Annotated in this window: 19 protein-coding genes; 9 read left to right on the top strand and 10 right to left on the bottom strand. The window is 49.0% G+C overall.

Annotated elements, in window-relative coordinates; all coding sequences use genetic code 11:
* Positions 1-13: 13 nt before the first annotated feature.
* From CWM47_RS01995 to CWM47_RS02005, 3 genes are all read right to left on the bottom strand, one after another.
* Positions 14-376, bottom strand: a complete 363-nt coding sequence (locus tag CWM47_RS01995; protein ID WP_100986122.1) for a DUF3471 domain-containing protein — start codon at positions 374-376, stop codon at positions 14-16.
* A 69-nt stretch (positions 377-445) separates the two neighbouring features.
* The gene (locus CWM47_RS02000) at positions 446-853 is read right to left on the bottom strand and encodes a GNAT family N-acetyltransferase (protein ID WP_100986123.1); all 408 of its coding nucleotides are present in this window, start codon (positions 851-853) and stop codon (positions 446-448) included.
* 1 nt (position 854) lies between these two features.
* Positions 855-1,802 (bottom strand): threonine ammonia-lyase, encoded by a 948-nt coding sequence (locus tag CWM47_RS02005; RefSeq protein ID WP_100986124.1) that lies wholly within the window; start codon positions 1,800-1,802, stop codon positions 855-857.
* A gap of 241 nt (positions 1,803-2,043) precedes the next feature.
* Between CWM47_RS02005 and CWM47_RS02010 the strand changes: the two genes are divergently transcribed.
* The 3 genes from CWM47_RS02010 to CWM47_RS37950 all read left to right on the top strand — a co-directional run bounded on the left by CWM47_RS02010 (position 2,044) and on the right by CWM47_RS37950 (position 5,529).
* Entirely contained in the window at positions 2,044-2,970 is a 927-nt protein-coding gene (locus CWM47_RS02010; RefSeq protein ID WP_100986125.1) for a sugar phosphate isomerase/epimerase family protein, read from the top strand.
* A gap of 152 nt (positions 2,971-3,122) precedes the next feature.
* Positions 3,123-4,733, top strand: coding sequence for an aldehyde dehydrogenase (NADP(+)) (locus CWM47_RS02015; protein ID WP_100986126.1), 1,611 nt, complete (start codon positions 3,123-3,125; stop codon positions 4,731-4,733).
* A 115-nt stretch (positions 4,734-4,848) separates the two neighbouring features.
* Entirely contained in the window at positions 4,849-5,529 is a 681-nt protein-coding gene (locus CWM47_RS37950; RefSeq protein WP_157815877.1) for a hypothetical protein, read from the top strand.
* A gap of 21 nt (positions 5,530-5,550) precedes the next feature.
* On the opposite strand, the gene CWM47_RS02030 is transcribed toward CWM47_RS37950, so the two are convergent.
* From CWM47_RS02030 to CWM47_RS02040, 3 genes are all read right to left on the bottom strand, one after another.
* Positions 5,551-6,252 carry an SDR family NAD(P)-dependent oxidoreductase gene (locus CWM47_RS02030; RefSeq protein ID WP_100986128.1) on the bottom strand — a complete coding sequence of 234 codons (702 nt, stop codon included), beginning with the start codon at positions 6,250-6,252 and terminating at the stop codon, positions 5,551-5,553.
* Between the two features lie 71 nt (positions 6,253-6,323).
* Positions 6,324-7,082 carry a GTP cyclohydrolase I FolE gene (gene folE / locus CWM47_RS02035; RefSeq protein ID WP_100986129.1) on the bottom strand — a complete coding sequence of 253 codons (759 nt, stop codon included), beginning with the start codon at positions 7,080-7,082 and terminating at the stop codon, positions 6,324-6,326.
* On the bottom strand, positions 7,045-7,476 hold the full coding sequence (locus tag CWM47_RS02040) for a 6-pyruvoyl trahydropterin synthase family protein (protein WP_100986130.1): 432 nt from the start codon (positions 7,474-7,476) through the stop codon (positions 7,045-7,047). Before CWM47_RS02040 ends, folE begins: the two co-directional genes overlap by 38 nt.
* 297 nt (positions 7,477-7,773) lie before the next feature.
* Between CWM47_RS02040 and CWM47_RS02045 the strand changes: the two genes are divergently transcribed.
* The 4 genes from CWM47_RS02045 (at position 7,774) to CWM47_RS02060 (ending at position 13,056) form a co-directional block, all read left to right on the top strand.
* Positions 7,774-8,859: an MBL fold metallo-hydrolase gene (locus CWM47_RS02045; RefSeq protein ID WP_100993695.1), complete on the top strand. Its 1,086-nt coding sequence runs from the start codon at positions 7,774-7,776 to the stop codon at positions 8,857-8,859.
* 254 nt (positions 8,860-9,113) lie between these two features.
* Positions 9,114-10,490 carry a Gfo/Idh/MocA family protein gene (locus tag CWM47_RS02050; RefSeq protein ID WP_100986131.1) on the top strand — a complete coding sequence of 459 codons (1,377 nt, stop codon included), beginning with the start codon at positions 9,114-9,116 and terminating at the stop codon, positions 10,488-10,490.
* A 163-nt stretch (positions 10,491-10,653) separates the two neighbouring features.
* The gene (locus tag CWM47_RS02055) at positions 10,654-11,874 is read left to right on the top strand and encodes a sugar MFS transporter (protein WP_100986132.1); all 1,221 of its coding nucleotides are present in this window, start codon (positions 10,654-10,656) and stop codon (positions 11,872-11,874) included.
* Between the two features lie 96 nt (positions 11,875-11,970).
* Complete coding sequence (locus CWM47_RS02060; protein ID WP_100986133.1) at positions 11,971-13,056, top strand: GHMP family kinase ATP-binding protein; 1,086 nt, start codon at positions 11,971-11,973, stop codon at positions 13,054-13,056.
* Positions 13,057-13,272: 216 nt separating this feature from the next.
* Here the strand turns inward: CWM47_RS02060 and CWM47_RS02065 are convergent, their stop codons facing one another.
* Positions 13,273-14,481 carry an ABC transporter permease gene (locus CWM47_RS02065; protein ID WP_100986134.1) on the bottom strand — a complete coding sequence of 403 codons (1,209 nt, stop codon included), beginning with the start codon at positions 14,479-14,481 and terminating at the stop codon, positions 13,273-13,275.
* 91 nt (positions 14,482-14,572) lie between these two features.
* Positions 14,573-14,956 (bottom strand): 30S ribosome-binding factor RbfA, encoded by a 384-nt coding sequence (gene rbfA, locus CWM47_RS02070; RefSeq protein ID WP_100986135.1) that lies wholly within the window; start codon positions 14,954-14,956, stop codon positions 14,573-14,575.
* Positions 14,957-15,172: 216 nt separating this feature from the next.
* Between rbfA and CWM47_RS02075 the strand changes: the two genes are divergently transcribed.
* Positions 15,173-16,582 carry a hypothetical protein gene (locus CWM47_RS02075; RefSeq protein WP_100986136.1) on the top strand — a complete coding sequence of 470 codons (1,410 nt, stop codon included), beginning with the start codon at positions 15,173-15,175 and terminating at the stop codon, positions 16,580-16,582.
* A gap of 92 nt (positions 16,583-16,674) precedes the next feature.
* Entirely contained in the window at positions 16,675-17,463 is a 789-nt protein-coding gene (locus CWM47_RS02080; protein WP_100986137.1) for a queuosine precursor transporter, read from the top strand.
* Between the two features lie 3 nt (positions 17,464-17,466).
* Here the strand turns inward: CWM47_RS02080 and CWM47_RS02085 are convergent, their stop codons facing one another.
* Together CWM47_RS02085 and CWM47_RS02090 are read right to left on the bottom strand one after the other, a co-directional pair.
* Complete coding sequence (locus CWM47_RS02085; protein WP_100986138.1) at positions 17,467-19,341, bottom strand: cytochrome c peroxidase; 1,875 nt, start codon at positions 19,339-19,341, stop codon at positions 17,467-17,469.
* 71 nt (positions 19,342-19,412) lie between these two features.
* On the bottom strand, positions 19,413-20,168 hold the full coding sequence (locus tag CWM47_RS02090) for a TrmH family RNA methyltransferase (RefSeq protein ID WP_100986139.1): 756 nt from the start codon (positions 20,166-20,168) through the stop codon (positions 19,413-19,415).
* Between the last annotated feature and the right edge of the window lie 2 nt (positions 20,169-20,170).

Genomic DNA, 20,170 nt, shown 5'->3' on the forward strand with positions numbered 1-20,170 from the left:
AGCAATCGTTTGGTTATGGATTGTCTTTTCTGGCTGTCAATTCGGTTCCCTGCGCAGCGATTGACAAGCTGGTAACCGCTTTGGTAGCAGCATCCCGAACGAAGGTGATCATCGACCCATATGAACTGGTAGACTGAAAAGTGTCTGCCTTCGTTTGCTTCACCAGCTTGTTCTTTCCGTAGCTATCGGCCTCTCCATAGAGCTCACCTTTGTCGGCCGTGATGGTATATTTTTGAATTGGGCTGCCACTCGCAAACGTATAAATGCCCGTATAGGCTTTTAGAGAGGCTGAGTCAGTTGATGCCATTTGGGCATTGGCGGTAGCGCCAACAGCTAACAGGCAAACCAGCAAGAAGAGTGAACGAACCGATTTCATAGATTTAGGAGGAGTTGAGGGAAAAGATTATACCAAACCAGCAGTCAAGCCTGATCGACCTGACAGTCGCTACAAGGTACGCGAAAATCTGGCATAGGGAATAGGCCCTTTGTAGAATACTTCGCTAACGGCCTCCATCCCAAACCGACGGTAAAAGTCGGCCGCATCCAACCGGGCATCGCACCAGAGTGTACTAGCCCCTAAGCGTTGGGCTTCGGCCATTACATGGTTTAACAAGAGCGTTCCCACACCCTGCCGCTGGCAATCGGGCCGGGCCGCAAATTTGCGAAAGCGACTTTCCGGCCCATTGACAAATAGAGAAATTACGGCAATCAACTCGTCGTTCCGATAAGCTCCAAAATGGTATCCGTCACTGTCATTCTCAACTTTTACGTACTCAAGGAGCTTGTCGGGCCAAAGCACCGAGTGGCGCAATGCATACGTTTGTTCGGGAGTAATGGACTGAATATGAATCATGTTAAAACGGCAGCTTTCCTAAATCGACGTTTCCCCCCGTCAGAATAATCCCGATTTTTTGACCGGCAAACTGATCTTTGTGTTTGAATACAGCGGCCAACGGAACGGCGCATGAGGGTTCAATAATGATTTTCATCCGCTCCCAAACCAGCCGCATAGCCGCTATAATCTCGGGGTCCGAAACGGTCAAAATATCGGTAACGTGTGTCCGAATAATAGCTAATGTCCGTTCGCTGAGGCTCGTCATCAGGCCATCGGCAATGGTATTAATATAAGGCGCTTTTTCAACATGGCCGCTTCGAAAGGATAAAACGGCATCGGCTGCACCCTCCGGCTCCCCGGCAATAATACGGGTTGTTGGCGATAGATAATGAGTCGACAGAGCCGTTCCACTCAGTAGTCCTCCCCCACCAACGGGTGCCAGAATAACATCAAAATTTTGGTCCTGTCCGAAATCTTCAATAAGCTCCTTGGCGGCTGTGGCTTGTCCGGCAATAACCCGATCATCGTCGAACGGGTGTACCAGTACCGCACCGGTGCGCTCCATTACCTTACGAACACCGGCCTCACGAGCCTCCAGTGTGGGTTCGCACTCAATGATTTCGGCACCGTATCCCCGAACAGCATCTTTTTTAACCTGTGGCGCCGTGCGGGGCATAACGATATAAGCGGGCATACCCAACTGCCGGGCGGCAAAGGCTACAGCCTGGGCGTGGTTGCCCGATGAGTGCGTCGTAACGGCTGATCCTTCTTTATTTTGCGCTACCTGTAACACAGCATTTAATCCGCCCCGCGCTTTAAATGCACCTATTTTCTGAAAGTTTTCGCACTTGAAAAACAACTCGGCCCCGGCGCGGTCGTTAATGGTTTGGTTCGTTAGTACGGCCGTGCGGTGGATGTGTGGCCGAATGCGGTCGTGCGCTTCCTGAATAGTATCGATTGTAATCATTGATCAACGGCTCAAACAGGCTCCGGCTGTTTGTATGGGTATTACTAACCTGATGTCAAACAGCCAGAGCCTGTTTGAGTCGTTTTCAGATTCAGGCAAATTACGGAAGAAAACCATTCGGTATCGTTAAACTTACGGTCCGCATCCAAATCGAATGAGTAATTTATCTTTGTTTTATTTCTTTGTTCGGTAAGCAGTCGTTTGCTTTCCCAAAACTCACTTCTCGTAAACCCGTTTCGTTATGACCTCCGATCGTCGTACATTTTTGAAACAAGCTGCTGGCTCATTGGCTGGCATGGCTATTATGCCGACTGTTTTTGCCGAAGCTCCCATGAAAAAGATGTTTTTCGACATCTCGCTGGCCGAATGGTCATTGCATAAAGCGTTGTTCGCCAAAAAGATCACGAACCTGGACTTCCCCGGTATTGCCCGGAAAGAGTTCGACATCAGCATTGTCGAGTATGTGAACCAGTTCTTTAAAGACAAAGCGCAGGATAAAACGTACCTCAACGACCTGCTTACCCGCTGTAAAGACAATGGTATAACCAACAACCTGATCATGATTGATGGCGAAGGTAATCTGGGCGCTTCTGATGCCGCCGAACGTGCCAAAGCCGTTGAAAATCACCACCGATGGGTTGAATGTGCTAAATACCTGGGCTGTAAAACCATTCGGGTCAATGCCGCCGGGCAGGGTACAGCCGAAGAGGTTTCTAAAGCGGCCGTTGATGGGCTGAGCAAGCTGGGCGAATTTGCCAAAACGATGAACATCAACGTTATCGTTGAAAACCACGGTGGTTACTCCTCAAACGGGCAGTGGCTTTCGGGGGTAATGAAGCAGGTAGGCATGAAAAACGTAGGCACGTTACCTGACTTTGGCAACTTCTGTCTCAAACGGGGCGAAGGACACGCCTGCGCCGAAGAATACGATCGCTACAAAGGCACCGCCGAGCTAATGCCGTTTGCTAAAGGCGCATCGGCTAAATTCTATGACTTCGATGCGAGTGGTAATTGCGTTGAAACCGACTATAACCGGATCATGAAAATTGTGAAAGACAGCGGCTTCAAAGGCATTATCGGTATCGAATATGAAGGCGACAAACTAGAGGAATACGCTGGTATTCGGCAAGCCAAAGCTGTTTTGGAGCGCGTTGGTCCAACGGTTTAAAAGGTAATGCGAACCTAGCGCGGACGTCTCGTCCGCGTAGCCAAAGGCTAATTCTGTAGTTAATTAAACTAGTTAGCCTTCGGCTACGCGAACGAGACGTCCGCGCTAGGTCGCACACGCCACTTTTTTGGCTAATTTATTGTTCAAAAATCATGTCAACCACGCAACAATCCTTCAACGTCAGTTTTATTGGCAATGAGCCCGCTCCGGGCGATGGCAACCTATTTCGCGCGTTTGCGCCCGCCCGTCACGAGAACCTTGCCGACGAGTTTGCGAACGTTTCTCCCGAACAAGCGGATCAGGCCGTTACCAAAGCTGCCGAAGCGTTCCCCATTTACATCAAACTTATGCCTGCCCAACGGGCTGATTTTTTAGATGCCATTGCCTCCGAGCTGGAAGCATTGGGCGACGAACTCATCGAACGGGCAGTTCTTGAAAGTGGTCTGCCAACAGGCCGTATTTCGGGCGAACGGGGTCGCACAACAGGGCAGTTGCGTATGTTTGCTAACCTGCTCCGCGAGGGTTCGTGGGTCGACGCCCGTATTAATCCGGCCATGCCCGACCGCCAGCCATTACCCCGCACCGATTTGCGCCGGATGCTGGTGCCAATTGGCCCTGTAGTAGTCTTTGGGGCCAGTAACTTCCCGCTTGCCTTTTCGGTAGCGGGTGGCGATACGGCTTCAGCGTTGGCGGCTGGTTGTCCGGTTGTAGTGAAGGCTCACCCATCGCATCCCGGAACGTCATCACTGGTTGGTCAGGCAATTGTGGTAGCTGCCCAGAAGATGGGAATGCCCGATGGCGTTTTTTCGCTCCTTCACGCCGATAATGAAGTTGCCCAGCAGTTAGTTGCGCATCCATTGGTGAAAGCCGTTGGCTTTACCGGTTCACGGGCTGGCGGGCTGGCGTTGCTTCGCGTAGCCCAGGGACGACCGGAGCCTATTCCGGTTTATGCCGAAATGAGTGCCGTTAATCCAGTTGTTGTGCTGCCGGGCGCTATCAGTCAGGATAGTGGTCCCAATTCGGCCACGACTGTTGCGGCCGGATTAGCTGCTTCGGTAATCCTGGGTGTGGGTCAATTCTGCACCAATCCGGGCTTAGTATTTCTGCTCGATTCGCCGAATACAGCTAGTTTTCTGGAAACAGTTGCCGAGAAAATCAAGGCGTCGTCACCGGCAACGATGCTGAATGCAGGCATTTGCAGTGCCTATCAAAAAGGCGTTCAACAAAATAGGATTGTTCCCGGCGTTCATGTGCTGGCGGAAGCCGACGTTGATGGCGAAAGCAGCCAGACGCAGGGACGACCCATCGTTTTAAGCACTACAGCTCCTATATTTCTAAGCAGCGAATTCCTGAGTGAAGAAGTCTTTGGCCCATCTTCACTAATCGTTGTTTGTGCGACAGAAACGGAATTGGAAGAATGTTTACGTTCGCTGGAAGGTCAACTCACGGCAACGATTTACGCTACTCCGACCGAGTTGACACATGCAGACATCGACTGGATTTCGCTTCTTCAGGCAAAGGCCGGGCGAGTACTGTTTGGCGGGTTTCCTACGGGCGTAGAAGTATCTGAAGCAATGACTCACGGCGGCCCATTCCCGGCTACCAGCGATAGCCGGTCAACATCCGTTGGTACAGGGGCTATTTTGCGGTTTGTTCGGCCAGTTACGTTCCAAAGCTTCCCCGACGAGTTATTACCATCCGCATTACAGGATGCTAATCCGCTGGATATCTGGCGAAATGTGGATGGAAAAATGATGAAGTAGAATGCGTAAATGTGGGAATAACCTTTAAAGGTCATACTGTACAAAGAAATTGACTTAACAGTTCTTTGTACGGTATGGCCTTTACTTAAATATAATATTTTCCTATATTTGGCACATGACACCGAAACAGCGACTTAACCAACTAGAGCCTGAATTTGCTGAAGTTCTTCAGAAAGTAGACCGACTCATCGAATCTAATGGTAAAATTTTAGATTTGGCCGTAGGTACCAAAGCAGATTTAAATGGTCTTACCGAGAATTTCACTGGCCTTAGTGATACCGTCGATGGCCTTAGTGGTACAGTTAATGGTCTTAGTGATACCGTCGATGGTCTTGTCGGTACCGTCGATGGCCTTAGTGGTACCGTTGATGGTCTTGTCGGTACCGTCGATGGTCTTAGTGGTACTGTCGATAGTCTTGTCGGTACCGTTGAAGCCCTAACAACTACTGTTACTGGCCTTGTAGGAACCGTCGATACGCTCAATGAAACTACGAATGATTTAGCTTTTAATGTAGCTAACCTTACAGTTAATATGGATAGTTTAACTGAAAATGTAGCTAGGGTTGAAATGAAGGGAGAAAGTACGGCTAGAGATGTAACCGGCCTTACCAATAACATGGTTAGTTTAACTGAAACGGTAACCAGAGTTGAAATGAAAGGGGATAGCACGGCTAGAGCAGTAGCTACACTGACAGTATCAACAGACCGGCGATTTGACGAGCTAAAAGCTGGTCAAGTGAGATTAGAGCAGACACAACTGGAAATTTTGACCTTCCTGCGCAGTAAATTCAATTAACTGCGCTCCCATTTACTGTCTTCATTTCAAGCTTCCCATCCCGCCATCTATGCCGATAATCTGCCCTGTAATCCAGCTAGCCTGGTCGGTGATCAGGTAGGCAGCCATACTGGCAATGTCCTCGGGAGAACCATACCGATTGAGCGGATGTCGTTTGTTGGCCGCTTCGCGCTTTGTATCGTCGCCCAACAGGAAACCCGCCAGAGGTGTATCAGTTAATGAAGGAGCGATGGCATTTACCCGAACATTGAACGGAGCCAATTCGGCCGCCAGCGATTTAGCCAGTCCTTCAACTGCCGACTTGGCTACGCTTACCGATGAGTGCATTCCCATGCCTAATTTAGCCGCTACCGTACTAAAGAGGACAATACTGGCCGATTTTGACTTCTTGATCGATGCGTAGCATGCATGAATGGCGCTCACCGCGCCCAGCACATTGATCTCAAAATCACACCGATAATCGTCCAGCGTAAGCCGTTGAAACGGTTTGAGATTGATGCTGCCAGGACAGTAAATCAGCCCATGCAAGGTATCGGGTAGTTGGTTGAGGGCATCAACGGCGGGGGTTTGGGTAACATCCCACGTCATATGTGTAGACTGAATGCCCTCGGGTTGTGTGCGACCGGCCGTAAAGAGAGTGGCCCCCTGCGCCTGAAGTTGCTGAGCCAGCGCGTGTCCAATACCTGAACTGGCGCCAATGATAAGGATATTTTTACCTTGCATAAAAACGGTTTGGAATAAAAAAAACGGACTCGTGATTAGTCACAAGCCCGCACTATCAATGAAGTGTTTACTCAAATTGTTACACTCGGTTGGGAAACATAGCGAAGTAGCTCCTGCTTTGTAGCATCTTCGGCAAATTTACCGCTGTAGGATGACGTAACTGTTGAACTGTTAATGTCGCGAATACCCCGCGTTGACACACATAGGTGTTTAGCATCGATAATGACAGCTACGTCTTCCGTTTCCAATACCCGCTTTAATTCGTCGGCGATTTGTATGGTCAGGCGTTCCTGCACCTGTGGCCGCTTACTGAAATATTCAACAACCCGGTTTAGTTTCGATAAGCCAATCACTTTGCCACTGGAGATGTAGGCAACATGCGCTTTACCAAGAATAGGCACAAAATGGTGCTCACAATAGGTTTGAACCGTGATGTCTTTTTCAACAAGCATCTCATCATAACCGAATTTATTGTCAAACAAAGTCGGTTTGGGCTTATTGGCAGGGTTCAGGCCGCTAAAGATTTCATTTATATACATCTTGGCAACCCGCCGGGGCGATCCTTTCAGACTATCGTCGGTCAGGTCGAGCCCCATAATAGTCATGATTTCGCGAAAATGCTCTTCAATGAGGTCTATCTTGAGGTCGTCATCCATCGCAAACGCATCGGCACGCATAGGTGTGTCGACCGATGCGGCACCGTGGGCATCCCCAATTTCATCTACTAATTCGTCGACCTCCCAGGCAGGCATACCAACCGGATTGGCTGGATGACCGTTCACCGCCTGTCCATTAGATGGGGTATTCGACGAAGTTCCGTTCAGTTTCATAAAGTCTGATTTTAAGGTCTAAGCCCTCGCTTATTTTGTTACGTAAAATATTGTAGATGATAATGGCAATGTTTTCGGCCGATGGGTTCAAGTCGGCAAACTCTTCGGTGTCGAGATTCAGGTTTTTATGATCGAATCGGTCTGTAACGTGCTCCTGAATAATTGAGCCAAGTTGTTTCATGTCGATCACATAACCGGTTTCGGGATCAATTGGGCCGTTAACCTGCACAATTAACTCGTAGTTATGCCCGTGATAGTTGGGGTTATTGCATTTTCCGTATACCCGTGTGTTTTTCTCATCCGACCAATTAGGGTTGTTCAGACGATGAGCCGCATTGAAGTGTTCCTTCCGAAACACCGCAACCCGTGGGGCACTAGCCCGAGAATTATCCATAAAAACGAATCGAAATAGGGTTCGATCAACCTGTCGTTACAAAGTTTGTGCACAACACAGGCAGACAGTAGAGCGAGTAGCCAAATCACTCTTTCGTATGCGATTGATACTGTATAAACCGACGTTAAATATTTTTTGTTCAAGATTTGCGGGAAAACATTAAACAAAACTTTTGCCGATCCAGATAAATAACATCCGCTTATCCGGTAATGTTCCCTATCATCTATTCGCTTAGCAAGGGCGGAACCAGATATAGACAACACCCGTTGTGCCCCCATGAAACGCTTGCGAAAACCTATGCTACTGACTCTATTTATTGTAACTGGATTGATTGCTGCCACCTTCCTGTTTATGCAACAAAGCACGTTTGGCAGTAACCCAACCGCCACCCGACTGGAACGAATCAAACAATCGCCAAACTACCGCGACGGTGTATTCCAGAATTTAGAGAAAACCGAGGTTATGCGGGAAGATGCCTCCTACATGGGCATGATGGGTGATTTTATCAATAAAGACAAAGATAATACACCCCCAAAACCGTTGCCTTCCACTAGAACAGACCTACGGGCATTACCCGATTCTGCACCTACAATTGTCTGGTTCGGCCACTCGTCTTACCTCATCAAATCGAAGGGTGTTACCATTCTGGTTGACCCGGTATTTAGTGGCAATGCCTCACCCGTTTCGTTTTTTGGCAAGGCATTTCCCGGCTCCAATGTGTATAGTGTAGAGGACATGCCAGACATTGATATGCTGGTTCTCTCCCACGACCATTACGACCACCTTGACTACCTCACCATCAAGAAGCTTATTCCTCGAGTCAAAAAGTTCTACACTGCGCTGGGCGTGGGGGCTCACCTCGAACGCTGGGGTGTTCCAGCCGACAATATCGTTGAATTTGATTGGTGGGAAAGCAATCACGTCGCTACCGATATTGACATGACCGCAGTGCCAGCCCGTCACTTTTCGGGCCGCAGCTTCGCTCGTGGTAAAACACTCTGGTCAGCTTTCGTACTGAAATTACACGGGTATTCGCTGTATCTGGGTGGCGATTCGGGTTATGGCACGCATTTCAAGGAAATCGGCAGTAAATACGGTCCCTTCGATTTGGCCATCCTCGAATGTGGACAGTACGGAAAAGACTGGCCGAACATCCATATGTTTCCTGAAGAAGTGGCCACAGCCGCGCAGGAACTTCATGCCAAAACGGTTTTACCCGTACACTGGGCCAAATTTTCGCTGGCTATGCACAGTTGGACTGAACCCATTGAGCGATTCACCAAACGGGCATCCGAACAAAATCTGGACGTTACAACACCCATGATTGGCGAGCCACTTACGGTAGGCATAAACTACCCAAAATCGACCTGGTGGCGTTATTAGGGGGAATGGCGCAAGACTCCGGCTGCGATGGCGCAAGGCTCCAGCCTTGTGTCTAGTATTCTCCGGCCTCTGGCTGAGTTAAACAAAAAAAAATGACAAAACGGCCAGAGGCCGGAGAATACTAGACACAAGGCTGGAGCCTTGCGCCATCGCAGACATCCCGTCATACTCATAGGCAAATTCTACATGACGTATGTTTTTTGCTGTGAAACATCGTTCTTTGGTACGTAAAATTTCTTACGTACCAAAGAACGATGCAGACACCTACCCGGCGCCAATTCATTCGCACGGCCGCGCTAACCGGCGCAGTCACTTCAGTTGCCACATCCTCTGTTTTTCCGGCTATTTTAACAGGTGCCAAACCCGCCGACACTAAAGTCAGGCTGGCGTTTATTGGCGTTGGTTCGCGGGGGCGCAGCCATGTAGAACAGGCACTCTACCGCGATGATGTCGAGATAACTGCCATTTGCGATCCTGCTCCCGAAGCCATCAGCCGGGCTACAGCGATGATTGAAAAGGCGGGCAAGAAAGCTCCGGTAGCGTATGGCAAAGGTGATGAAGCGTTTAAGGATATGCTCAAACGCGATGATATTGACGGTGTTGTGATTGCCACGCCCTGGGAGTGGCACGTGCCTATGGCCGTAGCCACCATGAATGCGGGCAAGTATGCGGCTGTAGAAGTATCGGCAACGGTGACGCTCAAAGAATCCTGGGATCTGGTGAACGCATCCGAAAAGTCGGGTTCGCCCTGTATGATTCTGGAAAACGTTTGCTACCGTCGCGATGTGCTGGCCTTACTAAACATGATTCGGAAAGGCATGTTTGGCGAGATGACCTATGCACATTGCGGCTACCAGCACGACCTACGCAATATCAAATTCAACGACGGTAAATCCATTAGTGGCGTTGGTGCCGAATTTGGCGAAAAGGGCTATTCAGAAGCGCACTGGCGAACTCAGCACTCCGTAGACCGCAATGGAGATCTATACCCAACACATGGGCTTGGCCCCGTTGCGCACTGGCTCGATATTAACCGGGGCAACCGCTTTACTCACCTCACGTCAACAGCTACCAAAAGTCGTGGACTACACAAATATGTAGTCGATAAAGGAGGGCCAAATCACCCGAATGCAAAAGTCAATTTCAAACTCGGCGATGTGGTGACGACGGTAATCCAGTGCGCTAATGGCGAAAACATTGTCATTATCCACGATACGAATTCACCCCGCCCCTACTCGCTTGGATTTAGGGCGCAAGGCACCAACGGCATCTGGATGGACGACAACGATATGATTTACCTCGAAGGCGTTTCGCCCAAACCACATAGCTGGGAGCCTTTTGCGGCCTATCAGGAAAAGTACGACCACCCCCTCTGGAAACGCCACGCCCAAACAGCCGAAAACGCAGGCCACGGCGGCATTGACTTCTTCGTTCTGCGGGCCTTCATCGAATCGATAAAAGCCAAAGGCCCTGTTCCCATCGACGTGTATGACGCAGCCGTTTGGAGTGCCATCAGTCCATTATCGGAGCAGAGTATTGCCGGTGGCAGCAAGCCGATGGAAATTCCTGATTTCACACGGGGAAAGTGGAAAACCAATAAGCCAATTTTTGGACTGACAGATAATTATTAAGAAGGTATTTTCTCACCCATATACACGTATACCGGTGAGAAAACCCATTCTAACCCTTGAATTAAAAACAGATAATTGCTGAGAAGTCAATTACTATTTTTAATTTGTAAAAATTTTTAAAATCCTTTACCCCTTCACCTGCTCTTAACTCACGAATCAGCCAATGACACCTACTGCTCCGCCTAAAACCCAAAATTACACGGGCCCTTTGCTTATTATCGGCGCCCTATTCTTTGTTTTCGGCTTCGTTACGTGGGTCAATAGTGTGTTGATTGCGTTTTTTAAACAAGCCTTCAATCTTAGCACGGTTGGTTCCAACCTGGTAGCATTCGCGTTTTTCATTTCCTATACGCTGATGGCTATTCCATCCTCGGCCCTTTTGAAGCGGACGGGTTTTAAAAACGGAATGTCAATGGGTTTGCTGGTCATGGCAGTGGGTACCATTGTTTTTGTACCCGCAGCCAAAGCCGTTTCGTACCCCCTGTTTCTAGTTGGTTTATTCCTGATCGGTATTGGCCTGACGGTCCTGCAAACAGCGTCGAATCCGTATGCTACGATTCTTGGTCCCCGCGAAAGTGCTGCCCAGCGTATTAGCTTCATGGGCGTTGCCAATAAGCTGGCCGGTATATTCAGTCAGTTTATTTTTGGCGGCTTACTACTAACGGGCGGTAATGCCCTGGCCGGAGCGGCATCGCTTGAAAAAGTGGTGACGCCCTACATAATTCTAACGGGTGTGCTGGTCGTACTGGCCATTCTTATTCGCTATTCAAACCTCCCCGAAGTATCGGAAGAACAAGACGATGCGCCCGCCGAGTTGACGATGCGAACCAGTATCTGGCAGTTCCCAAGTCTTGTTTTGGGTGTTCTTGCCTTGTTTTGTTATGTTGGGGCCGAAGTTATTGCGGGCGATACGATTATTAACTACGGCAAGGCTATGGGCTTCTCGAATGACGAAGCTAAATACTTTACGACCTACACGCTTTATGGGCTACTGGGCGGCTATATCCTTGGCATTATAGCCATTCCCAAATACATCTCGCAGCAAATGGCCTTGCGCGTTGGGGCCATTCTGGCGTTGATTCTGACCACAGCCGCTATCCTAACCGATGGCTTTACCTCTATTCTTTGCGTCGCTCTGCTTGGATTTGCCATCTCTCCAATGTGGCCCGCCGTTTGGCCACTGGCGCTGAACCGGCTTGGAAAATTCACGAAATTAGGTTCAGCACTATTGATAATGGGCATTTCGGGCGGGGCTTTGTTGCCGCTACTTCATGGCTATTTAACAGATGCTGTTAGCCCAAAAATGGCCTACGCCCTACTTTTACCCCTATTTGGCTATATTCTCTACTATGCCGTTTCGGGACACAAGAAGACGAACTGGTAATTAATTTCTAACCGCAAAGGGCGCTAAGGGTTTCGTCAGGACCGCACTATATTTACTTAGCGCCCTTTGCGAAACCCTTAGCGCCCTTTGCGTTTCATGATAGCCTCTACACCCGGCCGTATTTGCCTTTTTGGCGAACATCAGGATTACTTAGGTTTGCCCGTTATTGCGGCTGCCATTTCGCGCCGGATTCAGGTGGCGGCTCATCAGTCGGATAATCGTGGGTTTCGGCTCAATCTGCCCGATATAAACGGCTCGGTCGATATTCCGTTCGATGGACAACCGCTGCCCTATCCGCAGATTCGGGATTACTTCCGGTCAGCGGTCAATGTTCTGCTGCGGGAAGGGTTTACGTTCGGGAAAGGCATCGACGGCGAGGTACATGGCAATATCCCGATCAACTCGGGCACATCGAGTTCATCGGCCCTACTTGTTACCTGGCTTACCGTGCTCACGCAACTCGCCGATAATCCGCGCACACTCCCTGCCGAACAGATTGCAGAGCTGGCCTATGTGGCAGAGGTACTGGAATTTGGCGAACCCGGCGGCATGATGGACCATTACTCAACGGCTGTTGGCAATGTCATTTATTTAGAATCACAGCCAAAAATCCGGTTAGAGAAGCTCAGCCCCCCTTTAAGCACATTTGTTCTTGGCGATTCGCAGGAGCCGAAAGATACCATCGGCATTTTGCAGCGGGTTAAGTTTGGTATGCTGGCGATTATCAAGAACCTGAAAACGATCAATCCAGGCTTTTCGCTGGAAACCTCCGATAGTACCGAGGTTGCTGAGTTCAAGGACTTTCTGACCAAAGACGAATACATTCTCCTCAAAGGCAATGTATCGAACCGTGATATTCTGCGCGATGCGCTACGTCTATTACACTCGTCAGATGGCTCAGTAGCGCATTTCGATCACGTCCGTTTTGGCCAACTCCTGAACGACCATCAGGCGAACCTGCGAGATGCCCAACGTATTTCGACGCCTAAAATAAACCGAATGCTCGACGCTGCCCTTGCAGCCGGTGCCCTTGGTGGCAAAATTAACGGCTCAGGTGGCGGAGGCTGTATGTTTGCGTACGCACCCGAACAACCCGAAGCAGTTGCCGAAGCCATCGAACGTGAAGGTGGGAAAGCCTTTATTATTAATGTTGCTGAGGGGACCACGATCTCAACCAAGTAATGTTACTAATGGCCACATCGGGCTAAAATTCACTCAACTATTCACATTTATAAAAAGATTTCAACCACAGAGGCACGAAGTACACAGAGATCTAAAAGGGCACATTCTTCCCCAATGAACCTCTGTGTGCTTCGTGCCTCTGTGGTTGAAATCTTTTTGTGATTAACTAGTATAGTCTCGTAAACCTTGCTAACCAACCCGACGGGCGGCACTACACTAACGAACATTAGCGGCTCGTTGGGCTGGGAACCAGGAGGTTAGAATGGTCATCACGATCGTGAGAGCGCCTGTTAAGAGAATATCGCTGGTATCAAGCCGCACAGGGTAGGCATCAATGATAGAACTCACCATACCCATCCGGACAAAGCCGTAACTTTCCTGCGCCAGGCAAAGACCAACGCCCAGAATCAACCCGGAAATAGCCCCGGTTAAAGCAATGATGGCCCCCTCGGTCAGGAAAATCCGGCGAACCATTTGCCTTGTTGCGCCCAGCGCATACATGATTCGGATATCTGCCTTTTTCTCAATGACCAGCATCGACAGAGAAAAGAAAATATTGATCGACGCCACCAGAATGATAAATGACAACGTAAGGGCAACAAATAACTTCTCCACACGAATAGCCCGGTACAAATCGAGGTTTAAATCATCCCGGCTCTGAACAATTAAATTCTCACCAACAACATCCTGCAACGCCTGTTTTGCTTTGTCTTCGTTAGTGCCGGGCCGAAGCTGGATTTCGATACTGGTCACTTCATTGGGCTTATAGTCAAACAACGCCCGGGCCGAACTGATAGGCGCCAACACGAAGTTGTCATACTTCGACTCAATGAAAAAAACACCCGAAACCGTAAAGGCTTCGCGGTTGAACGCATCCTGATTAAGCACATTGAACGACTGCCCGCTTTGCGGATATAGAATCTCCAGGGGCGTCAGAATATCGACCGGCGAAACAGAGAGGTCACTTCGCACACCATCGGCCACGATAGCATAGTTCACCCCATCCCGACGTAACAATAGCTTCCCTTCGAGCATGGCGGAGTCAAGTTGCTGCCGCTGAACGTAGTTATCATCTACGCCCTTCAGGCGCACAACCGTCTGTGCATTTTTGTAACGCGCTAGGGCATTATCCTGCGCAATGGCGGTCAACAGGCTTACACCCGGCGTTTGACGTAATTTTGCCAACAAATCCGGTGAAGCCAAAAACCGTTTTCCCTGTTTGGGGGCAACGGTCATGTCGGCTTCAAATGTCTTAAATATTTGCCGGTTCAGTTCTTCCATCCCGTTAAACACCGACAGCACCACCACGAGCGCCATTGTGCCAACGCCTACTCCGAGCATCGACAAAATAGACAACCAGCTTATGAAACTGCGTTTCTTACGGGAGAAAAAGTACCGACGGGCAATCCAGACGGGGAGGTTCATGCACTATTTTTGAATGAGTGAATGAGTAAATAAGCGAATGACTGAACACACTATAGCTATTTAATCATTCGCTCATTTACTCATTCAAAATTTACTCACTATCCTCATCCTCCTCCACCGGGGCGGGGGGAATATCGATACTGGAGAAAAGTTTATCCATTTTGTCGGCGTAGTCGGCGGTGTCGTCCAAAAAGAAATGCAGTTCGGGAACGATACGTAATTGGTGCCGCACCCGGTCGCCGAGGTGCTGCCGAAGCACTTTACCCTTTTCCTGAATCGTTTCCAGCAAAAGGTGTTTATTTTTAGTAGCCAAAAAACTCAGGTATACCCGTGCTACGCTCAAATCGGGCGATATGCGCACACTTGTGACTGTGATAAAGGCACCATTGAACAAATGGGGCACATCACGCTGAAAGATTTCACTTAAATCTTTCTGTAACTGCCGGGATACTTTTTGCTGTCGTTTCGATTCCATACTATCGGTACTTGGGTACTCACTGAACGGCCTGAACTGACGAATGGTTTACATTCATCCAGACCTCTATTCTGCAAATATCCGCCCATTTTTCCGTTCTGCCGAAATTGACTGTAATTTTACCACGAACAGTTGATAATAAATGGCCTGTTTGCCAGTGTCTTTGTCCAATCAACTGCCTCTGTATATACTAACTGTTACTATTTTCGCTACCCTTTGCTACGTTTCTTTCAATCTTATTTCCCCTACCAATACATCAGTCTGCTGGGTTTGTTGCTGCTTATCCGGTTGCCGCTCCTGCTGCATCCGTTGCCGCTTCTAATTCCCGAACTGAACTGGATGCTTGTTGGCGAACAGATGAGTCAGGGTAATTTGCTTTACCGCGACATCTGGGATAGCGTTAGTCCATTGTCTGCGCTGGTTTACTGGGGTATAGACAGTCTGTTTGGTCGGTCTTCACTGGTACTTCACGGCGCGGCAACACTGGTATCTATATTCCAGATCGTCTATTTTAACTACCTGACAAATAATCGGGATGTATATCCGGACAGATCGTTCTGGCCCGGCCTGATTTATATGCTGTTTATGCATCTCTCGTTCGACTGCCTGACGCTCTCGCCAGTGCTTATGTCAACGAGTTTTTTACTTCTGGCCTTTGGTACGCTCATTAAGCAGATGGATCGACGAGGTGCTACCGATGAGGTGTTTGAAGTGGGTTTCTATATTGGCATTGCGGCTCTCTTTTATCTGCCTTCGGCCTTGTTTCTTCTTTGGGCCATCATGTCGCTGCTGTTTTATACGGGCGCTACCTTTCGGCAATATTCACTATCACTATTCGGTTTTCTGTTTCCTTTTGCGGCTACGGTGTTGTTTTATTACCTCTGGGATAGTCTCGACGATTTCAACCGTAACCTCTTATCGTCCGTGTTTCGGGTTCGGCAATATTCGCTGTCCGATTTCCAGTCGCTGGCAGCTTCGCTCTTTATCCCGTTGGGATTGGGCGTATTAGGTTTTTTGAGCCTGTTCAACCGACCGGGGCGGTACGTTAACTTTCAACAGCGGGTACAGCAAATTATGGCCATCTGGTTTCTGATCGCCGTATTGACAATTGCACTGATGCCGTTTCTGGCTCCAATGGTGTTTCTAACGTTTGTGCCGCCAATGGCCTATTTTGCCTATTACTATTTTGAGAATATCCGCAAAGCCTGGTTAGCCGAAATCACATTCACGATTGCCTTTTCGCTGATGCTTTTGCTGTTTTATCAAGGCGCATTGGGCCTGATTCCGGGGGCGGGTCTGGGTCGATTAAGTAGTTTGCAAGTGCGAAAATCACCGTTACCCAATGATATTAAAAATCAGCGAGTACTCATCATTGGCGAAGACCTGAGTGCGTATCGACAGAATCAACTGGCAACGCCTTATCTAAACTGGGACCTGGCTAAGTATGATCTCAAGAACCTGGATAATTACGAATCGGTCATCAACGTGTTCGACCATTTTCGACAAGATCCACCCGACTATATTATAGATCGGGAAAATGTTGTCGAGAAACTCTTTCAACGCGCCCCCGCACTGGCTCTTCGCTACGAAAAAACAGCTACGCCGGGCGTTTACAAACGAAAATAAGTATGGTTTACGGTTAAAGGTTTTACGGTTTTTCGACAACTTTGTAACTCCCCACAGTACGCCGTAAACCATAAACCGTAAACCATATCTGCATGGCTTCCTCTTTTACCAACAAGCGTACAAACCTGTATATTTTTCTGAGTGCGGTATTCCTGACCAATGCGCTCATTGCCGAAATCATAGGTGTCAAAATCTTTTCGGTCGAAACATTACTTGGCACAAAACCGGCTCAGATTCATGTCTTCAGCGATTTCATTCTGGACTTTAACCTCACGGCGGGGGCGGTCATCTGGCCGTTTGTGTTTATCACGTCCGATATTATCAACGAATACTTTGGCAAGTCGGGCGTTCGGCGGATTTCATTTCTGACGGCCGGATTTGTTGGTTTTAGCTTCCTGGTCATCTTTGCGGTTACGTCGCTGCCTCCGGCACAGTTCTGGCTCGATGTTAATGCCAAAGACTCGGCTGGCAATCCAATCAACATCAATAATGCGTTTCAGATGATCTTTCGGCAGGGTCTGGGCATCATTATCGGCTCATTAACAGCCTTCCTGATCGGGCAGATTCTGGACGTATATGTCTTTCATTCGCTCCGGAAAATTACGGGCAGCCGACAAATCTGGCTTCGTGCTACTGGCTCAACATTGGTTTCGCAGTTAGTCGATTCCTTTGTCGTGTTGGGTATTGCCTTCTATATTTTCGGAAACTGGTCGCTCTCGCAGGTGCTGGCAGTAGGCATTATCAATTACATCTATAAAGCGACTTCGGCTATTATTCTGACACCGGTACTGTATATAGCACACTATTTTATTGACCGATATTTAGGCAAAGAACACGCAGAAGAACTGGCTAACGAGTCGGCGATGAGTTCATTTATGTAGCGACTAATACCGTCCACCAATTCTCCGCCGGTTCAAAACAGAGTTCCCGTCAACCAGCGGGAGTTGGTAAGGCCGCTGGGTAAGGCCGGTCGTATCGGTCAATGAGCGCAGGAAAGCAACCAGCGCCGTTTGCTCAACGCCTGTCAACTTGAGTGGCGTTTCGTTCAGCGTCTGCCCATCAAGTTGAATACCAATTCCCCGCCCCCCACCCCGATTATAAAAATCAACCACCTGCTCCAGCGTCTTATACACGCCATTATGCATGTATGGGGCCGTTAAGGCCACATTTCGAACAGTGGGCGTTTTGAACGCAAACCGATGACGGTCTTTCTGATAAGTATCGAACTTGCCAGGATCCGTGTCGATCTGGGCGTTTCGTATTTTCCGACGACGGGGTACGCCAATAATTTCGCTCTCTGTTTTTTCGTAATGGGGCGGAACGAAACCATTGTAAATCGGGAAGAAGTGACAGGTGGCACAGCGTGCTTTTCCTAAAAATAGATTTAAACCAAGTTTTTCATCGGTAGAAAAGGCCACTGCCTCGCCACGCAGGTAGCGATCCGGGCGGGCGTTCAAACACGTAAGACTTCGAATGTAACAGGCTAGTGAGTTCCGTATGTTTGGCGCAGTCAGGCCAGCCGGAAAAGCGTCAGCAAACCGTTTTCTATAGTCTGCGCTTGTCATCAGTTTCTGCACAATGTCTTCTGGCGACGTCTTCATTTCGTGCGCATTCGTCAGTACGTCGTGCGCCTGGTCTTCCAGATAAAACGCCCTTGAGTCATAGAATTGAGCATTTTGCAAGCCCGCATTTAGCAAAGTAGGTGCATTTCGAAGTACCCGCTTCCGACCACTGAACGAATGACTCTTGGTAAACCCATCCGTAAAGGCCTGCTCTGGCCGATGGCACGAGGCACAGGATCGGGCATTATTACCCGATAATAAAGGGTCGAAGAACAGAATTTTCCCAAGGGCTACCTTTTGCGGTGTACTGACAAACGCGCCGAAGTTGATCAGGTAGTCAGCCCTAAAAGCCCCTGAGTCAGACAGCGTCGCGACCATTGGCGACAGAAATCGCCTTGTCGTAGCCAACGGAATAGTAAGTGATTTACGTGCTTGTTGTAAAGCCCGGCTGAGTGGATAAAGTTGCTCCCGTATAAACGAAACCCGGTCGAAATCAGCAAAATCAGACGCCGTTTCCAATACCCGAATCGCGTCCGTCCAGTGTTGTGACAGTTCGGTAGCCATCGGCTTTGAGAGCCGCGCGGCATAAGGTCGAAATACGTCGCGCAGAGTACGCAGGCTTAAAGCCGCTTCTGACAAACCTGTTCTGGTTTCGGGCGCATCGTAGCCTGTAATGCCGGCTGTGAGTAGTCGAAACAACTGCTGGCGCATAGCCTCCAGCACATCCGTATCCGTGATTTTATCGGCGGGAATTCCTTGTTCCAGACGAGCCGCATAGGTAAGCGACGCGGTCAACTCTCGGGTGATATCGGCTTTACGGTCAGCGTTATACACCGGGAACAAGTACGGTTCCAGAACTTGTAGTCCAGTGGGTAAAATTGGGGTTTGTCCCGGTTCTGTTCCCTCCACCTCTATCACTGGCGGACCGTTGATATGACTTGCCAGAAAAGGCTGATAGTATTCCAGCAACCATTCGATTCGCTTGTAAGCCAGCCGACTACGGATGAAAGCCGCCCGGAGCGAATCAGCGGGCAAATCAGTGGCTACATAGTCGGCGAGTTGCTGTACTTGCTGGTGAAATTTGCTGTTATCGGCCAGAAACTGATCGTAAACCGGTGGGCCAACAGGTTCTGCTTCTTTGGCTAGAAAAGCAGGAATCGTTAGCGCCAACAAAAACAAACCGATTAGCCGATACATAAGTAAAAGAATGTAGAATTAACAATGAATAATGTAGAATGAGTAATGACTGCGTTACACGCCATTCTACATTATTCATTGTCCATTTTTACCCGCTGCCAGTTATCCAGCAACACCGCCGTAGCAATGCCTACATTCAGCGATTCGGCATCACCGTAACGCGGAATCGTGACCCGTTGCGTAACAAACGTACCGACTTCGGGGCGGATACCGTTCGATTCATTCCCCATTACCAGATAGCCGGAAGTCCCAAAGGCAAGCGAATGCACATCGGCACCATCCAGAAAAGCGCCATATACCGCACTCGTCGACTGGGCCAGGACTTTTGTAATGTCGCCATACCACCAGCTCACCCGCGTAAACGAACCTTTACTGGCCGAAATAACTTTCGGATTGTACACATCGGCGGTGGTTTCGGAGCATAAAATCTTACGAACGCCGTACCAGTCGGCAATACGAAGAATGGTACCGAGATTACCTGGATCACGGATATCATCTAAAATCAACGCAATCTCATTAGGTCCGGCCAATAGAGGACGGTTCTCTTTCGTTCTGACCACAGCGAGAGCCGCGTTGTTACTTTCCAGCGTGCCAGCCCGTTCCAGATCGGCCACAGACGCGATTTCGACCGGCGTTCGTTGGTTGTCTGTAAGGTGAGCGTTTTCTTTGTAGAATGATTCAGTTGCAACAACCAGTTCCGTCTGAAAGTCGGACTGTAAAACCTCCTGCACGCTCTTGGCCCCTTCGACCAGAAAGGCACCATGTTGCTGACGGAATTTTTTCTGATGCAGCGACTGAATATATTTAAGTTGATTTTTAGAAAGCATGA

Origin of the sequence: Spirosoma pollinicola, from assembly GCF_002831565.1 — a bacterium.
Lineage (GTDB): Bacteria > Bacteroidota > Bacteroidia > Cytophagales > Spirosomataceae > Spirosoma > Spirosoma pollinicola.

Excerpts from the sequence above, each read along its gene's own strand:
- CWM47_RS02045 (WP_100993695.1), top strand. The coding sequence starts at position 7,774 with ATGCTACTGACTCTATTTATTGTAACTGGATTGATTGCTGCCACCTTC.
- CWM47_RS02085 (WP_100986138.1), bottom strand. The coding sequence starts at position 19,341 with ATGTATCGGCTAATCGGTTTGTTTTTGTTGGCGCTAACGATTCCTGCT.
- CWM47_RS02015 (WP_100986126.1), top strand. The coding sequence starts at position 3,123 with ATGTCAACCACGCAACAATCCTTCAACGTCAGTTTTATTGGCAATGAG.
- CWM47_RS02090 (WP_100986139.1), bottom strand. The coding sequence starts at position 20,168 with ATGCTTTCTAAAAATCAACTTAAATATATTCAGTCGCTGCATCAGAAA.
- CWM47_RS02055 (WP_100986132.1), top strand. The coding sequence starts at position 10,654 with ATGACACCTACTGCTCCGCCTAAAACCCAAAATTACACGGGCCCTTTG.
- CWM47_RS02060 (WP_100986133.1), top strand. The coding sequence starts at position 11,971 with ATGATAGCCTCTACACCCGGCCGTATTTGCCTTTTTGGCGAACATCAG.
- CWM47_RS02000 (WP_100986123.1), bottom strand. The coding sequence starts at position 853 with ATGATTCATATTCAGTCCATTACTCCCGAACAAACGTATGCATTGCGC.
- rbfA (WP_100986135.1), bottom strand. The coding sequence starts at position 14,956 with ATGGAATCGAAACGACAGCAAAAAGTATCCCGGCAGTTACAGAAAGAT.
- CWM47_RS37950 (WP_157815877.1), top strand. The coding sequence starts at position 4,849 with ATGACACCGAAACAGCGACTTAACCAACTAGAGCCTGAATTTGCTGAA.
- CWM47_RS02010 (WP_100986125.1), top strand. The coding sequence starts at position 2,044 with ATGACCTCCGATCGTCGTACATTTTTGAAACAAGCTGCTGGCTCATTG.
- CWM47_RS02030 (WP_100986128.1), bottom strand. The coding sequence starts at position 6,252 with ATGCAAGGTAAAAATATCCTTATCATTGGCGCCAGTTCAGGTATTGGA.
- CWM47_RS02005 (WP_100986124.1), bottom strand. The coding sequence starts at position 1,802 with ATGATTACAATCGATACTATTCAGGAAGCGCACGACCGCATTCGGCCA.
- CWM47_RS01995 (WP_100986122.1), bottom strand. The coding sequence starts at position 376 with ATGAAATCGGTTCGTTCACTCTTCTTGCTGGTTTGCCTGTTAGCTGTT.
- CWM47_RS02050 (WP_100986131.1), top strand. The coding sequence starts at position 9,114 with ATGCAGACACCTACCCGGCGCCAATTCATTCGCACGGCCGCGCTAACC.
- CWM47_RS02080 (WP_100986137.1), top strand. The coding sequence starts at position 16,675 with ATGGCTTCCTCTTTTACCAACAAGCGTACAAACCTGTATATTTTTCTG.
- CWM47_RS02065 (WP_100986134.1), bottom strand. The coding sequence starts at position 14,481 with ATGAACCTCCCCGTCTGGATTGCCCGTCGGTACTTTTTCTCCCGTAAG.
- folE (WP_100986129.1), bottom strand. The coding sequence starts at position 7,082 with ATGAAACTGAACGGAACTTCGTCGAATACCCCATCTAATGGACAGGCG.
- CWM47_RS02040 (WP_100986130.1), bottom strand. The coding sequence starts at position 7,476 with ATGGATAATTCTCGGGCTAGTGCCCCACGGGTTGCGGTGTTTCGGAAG.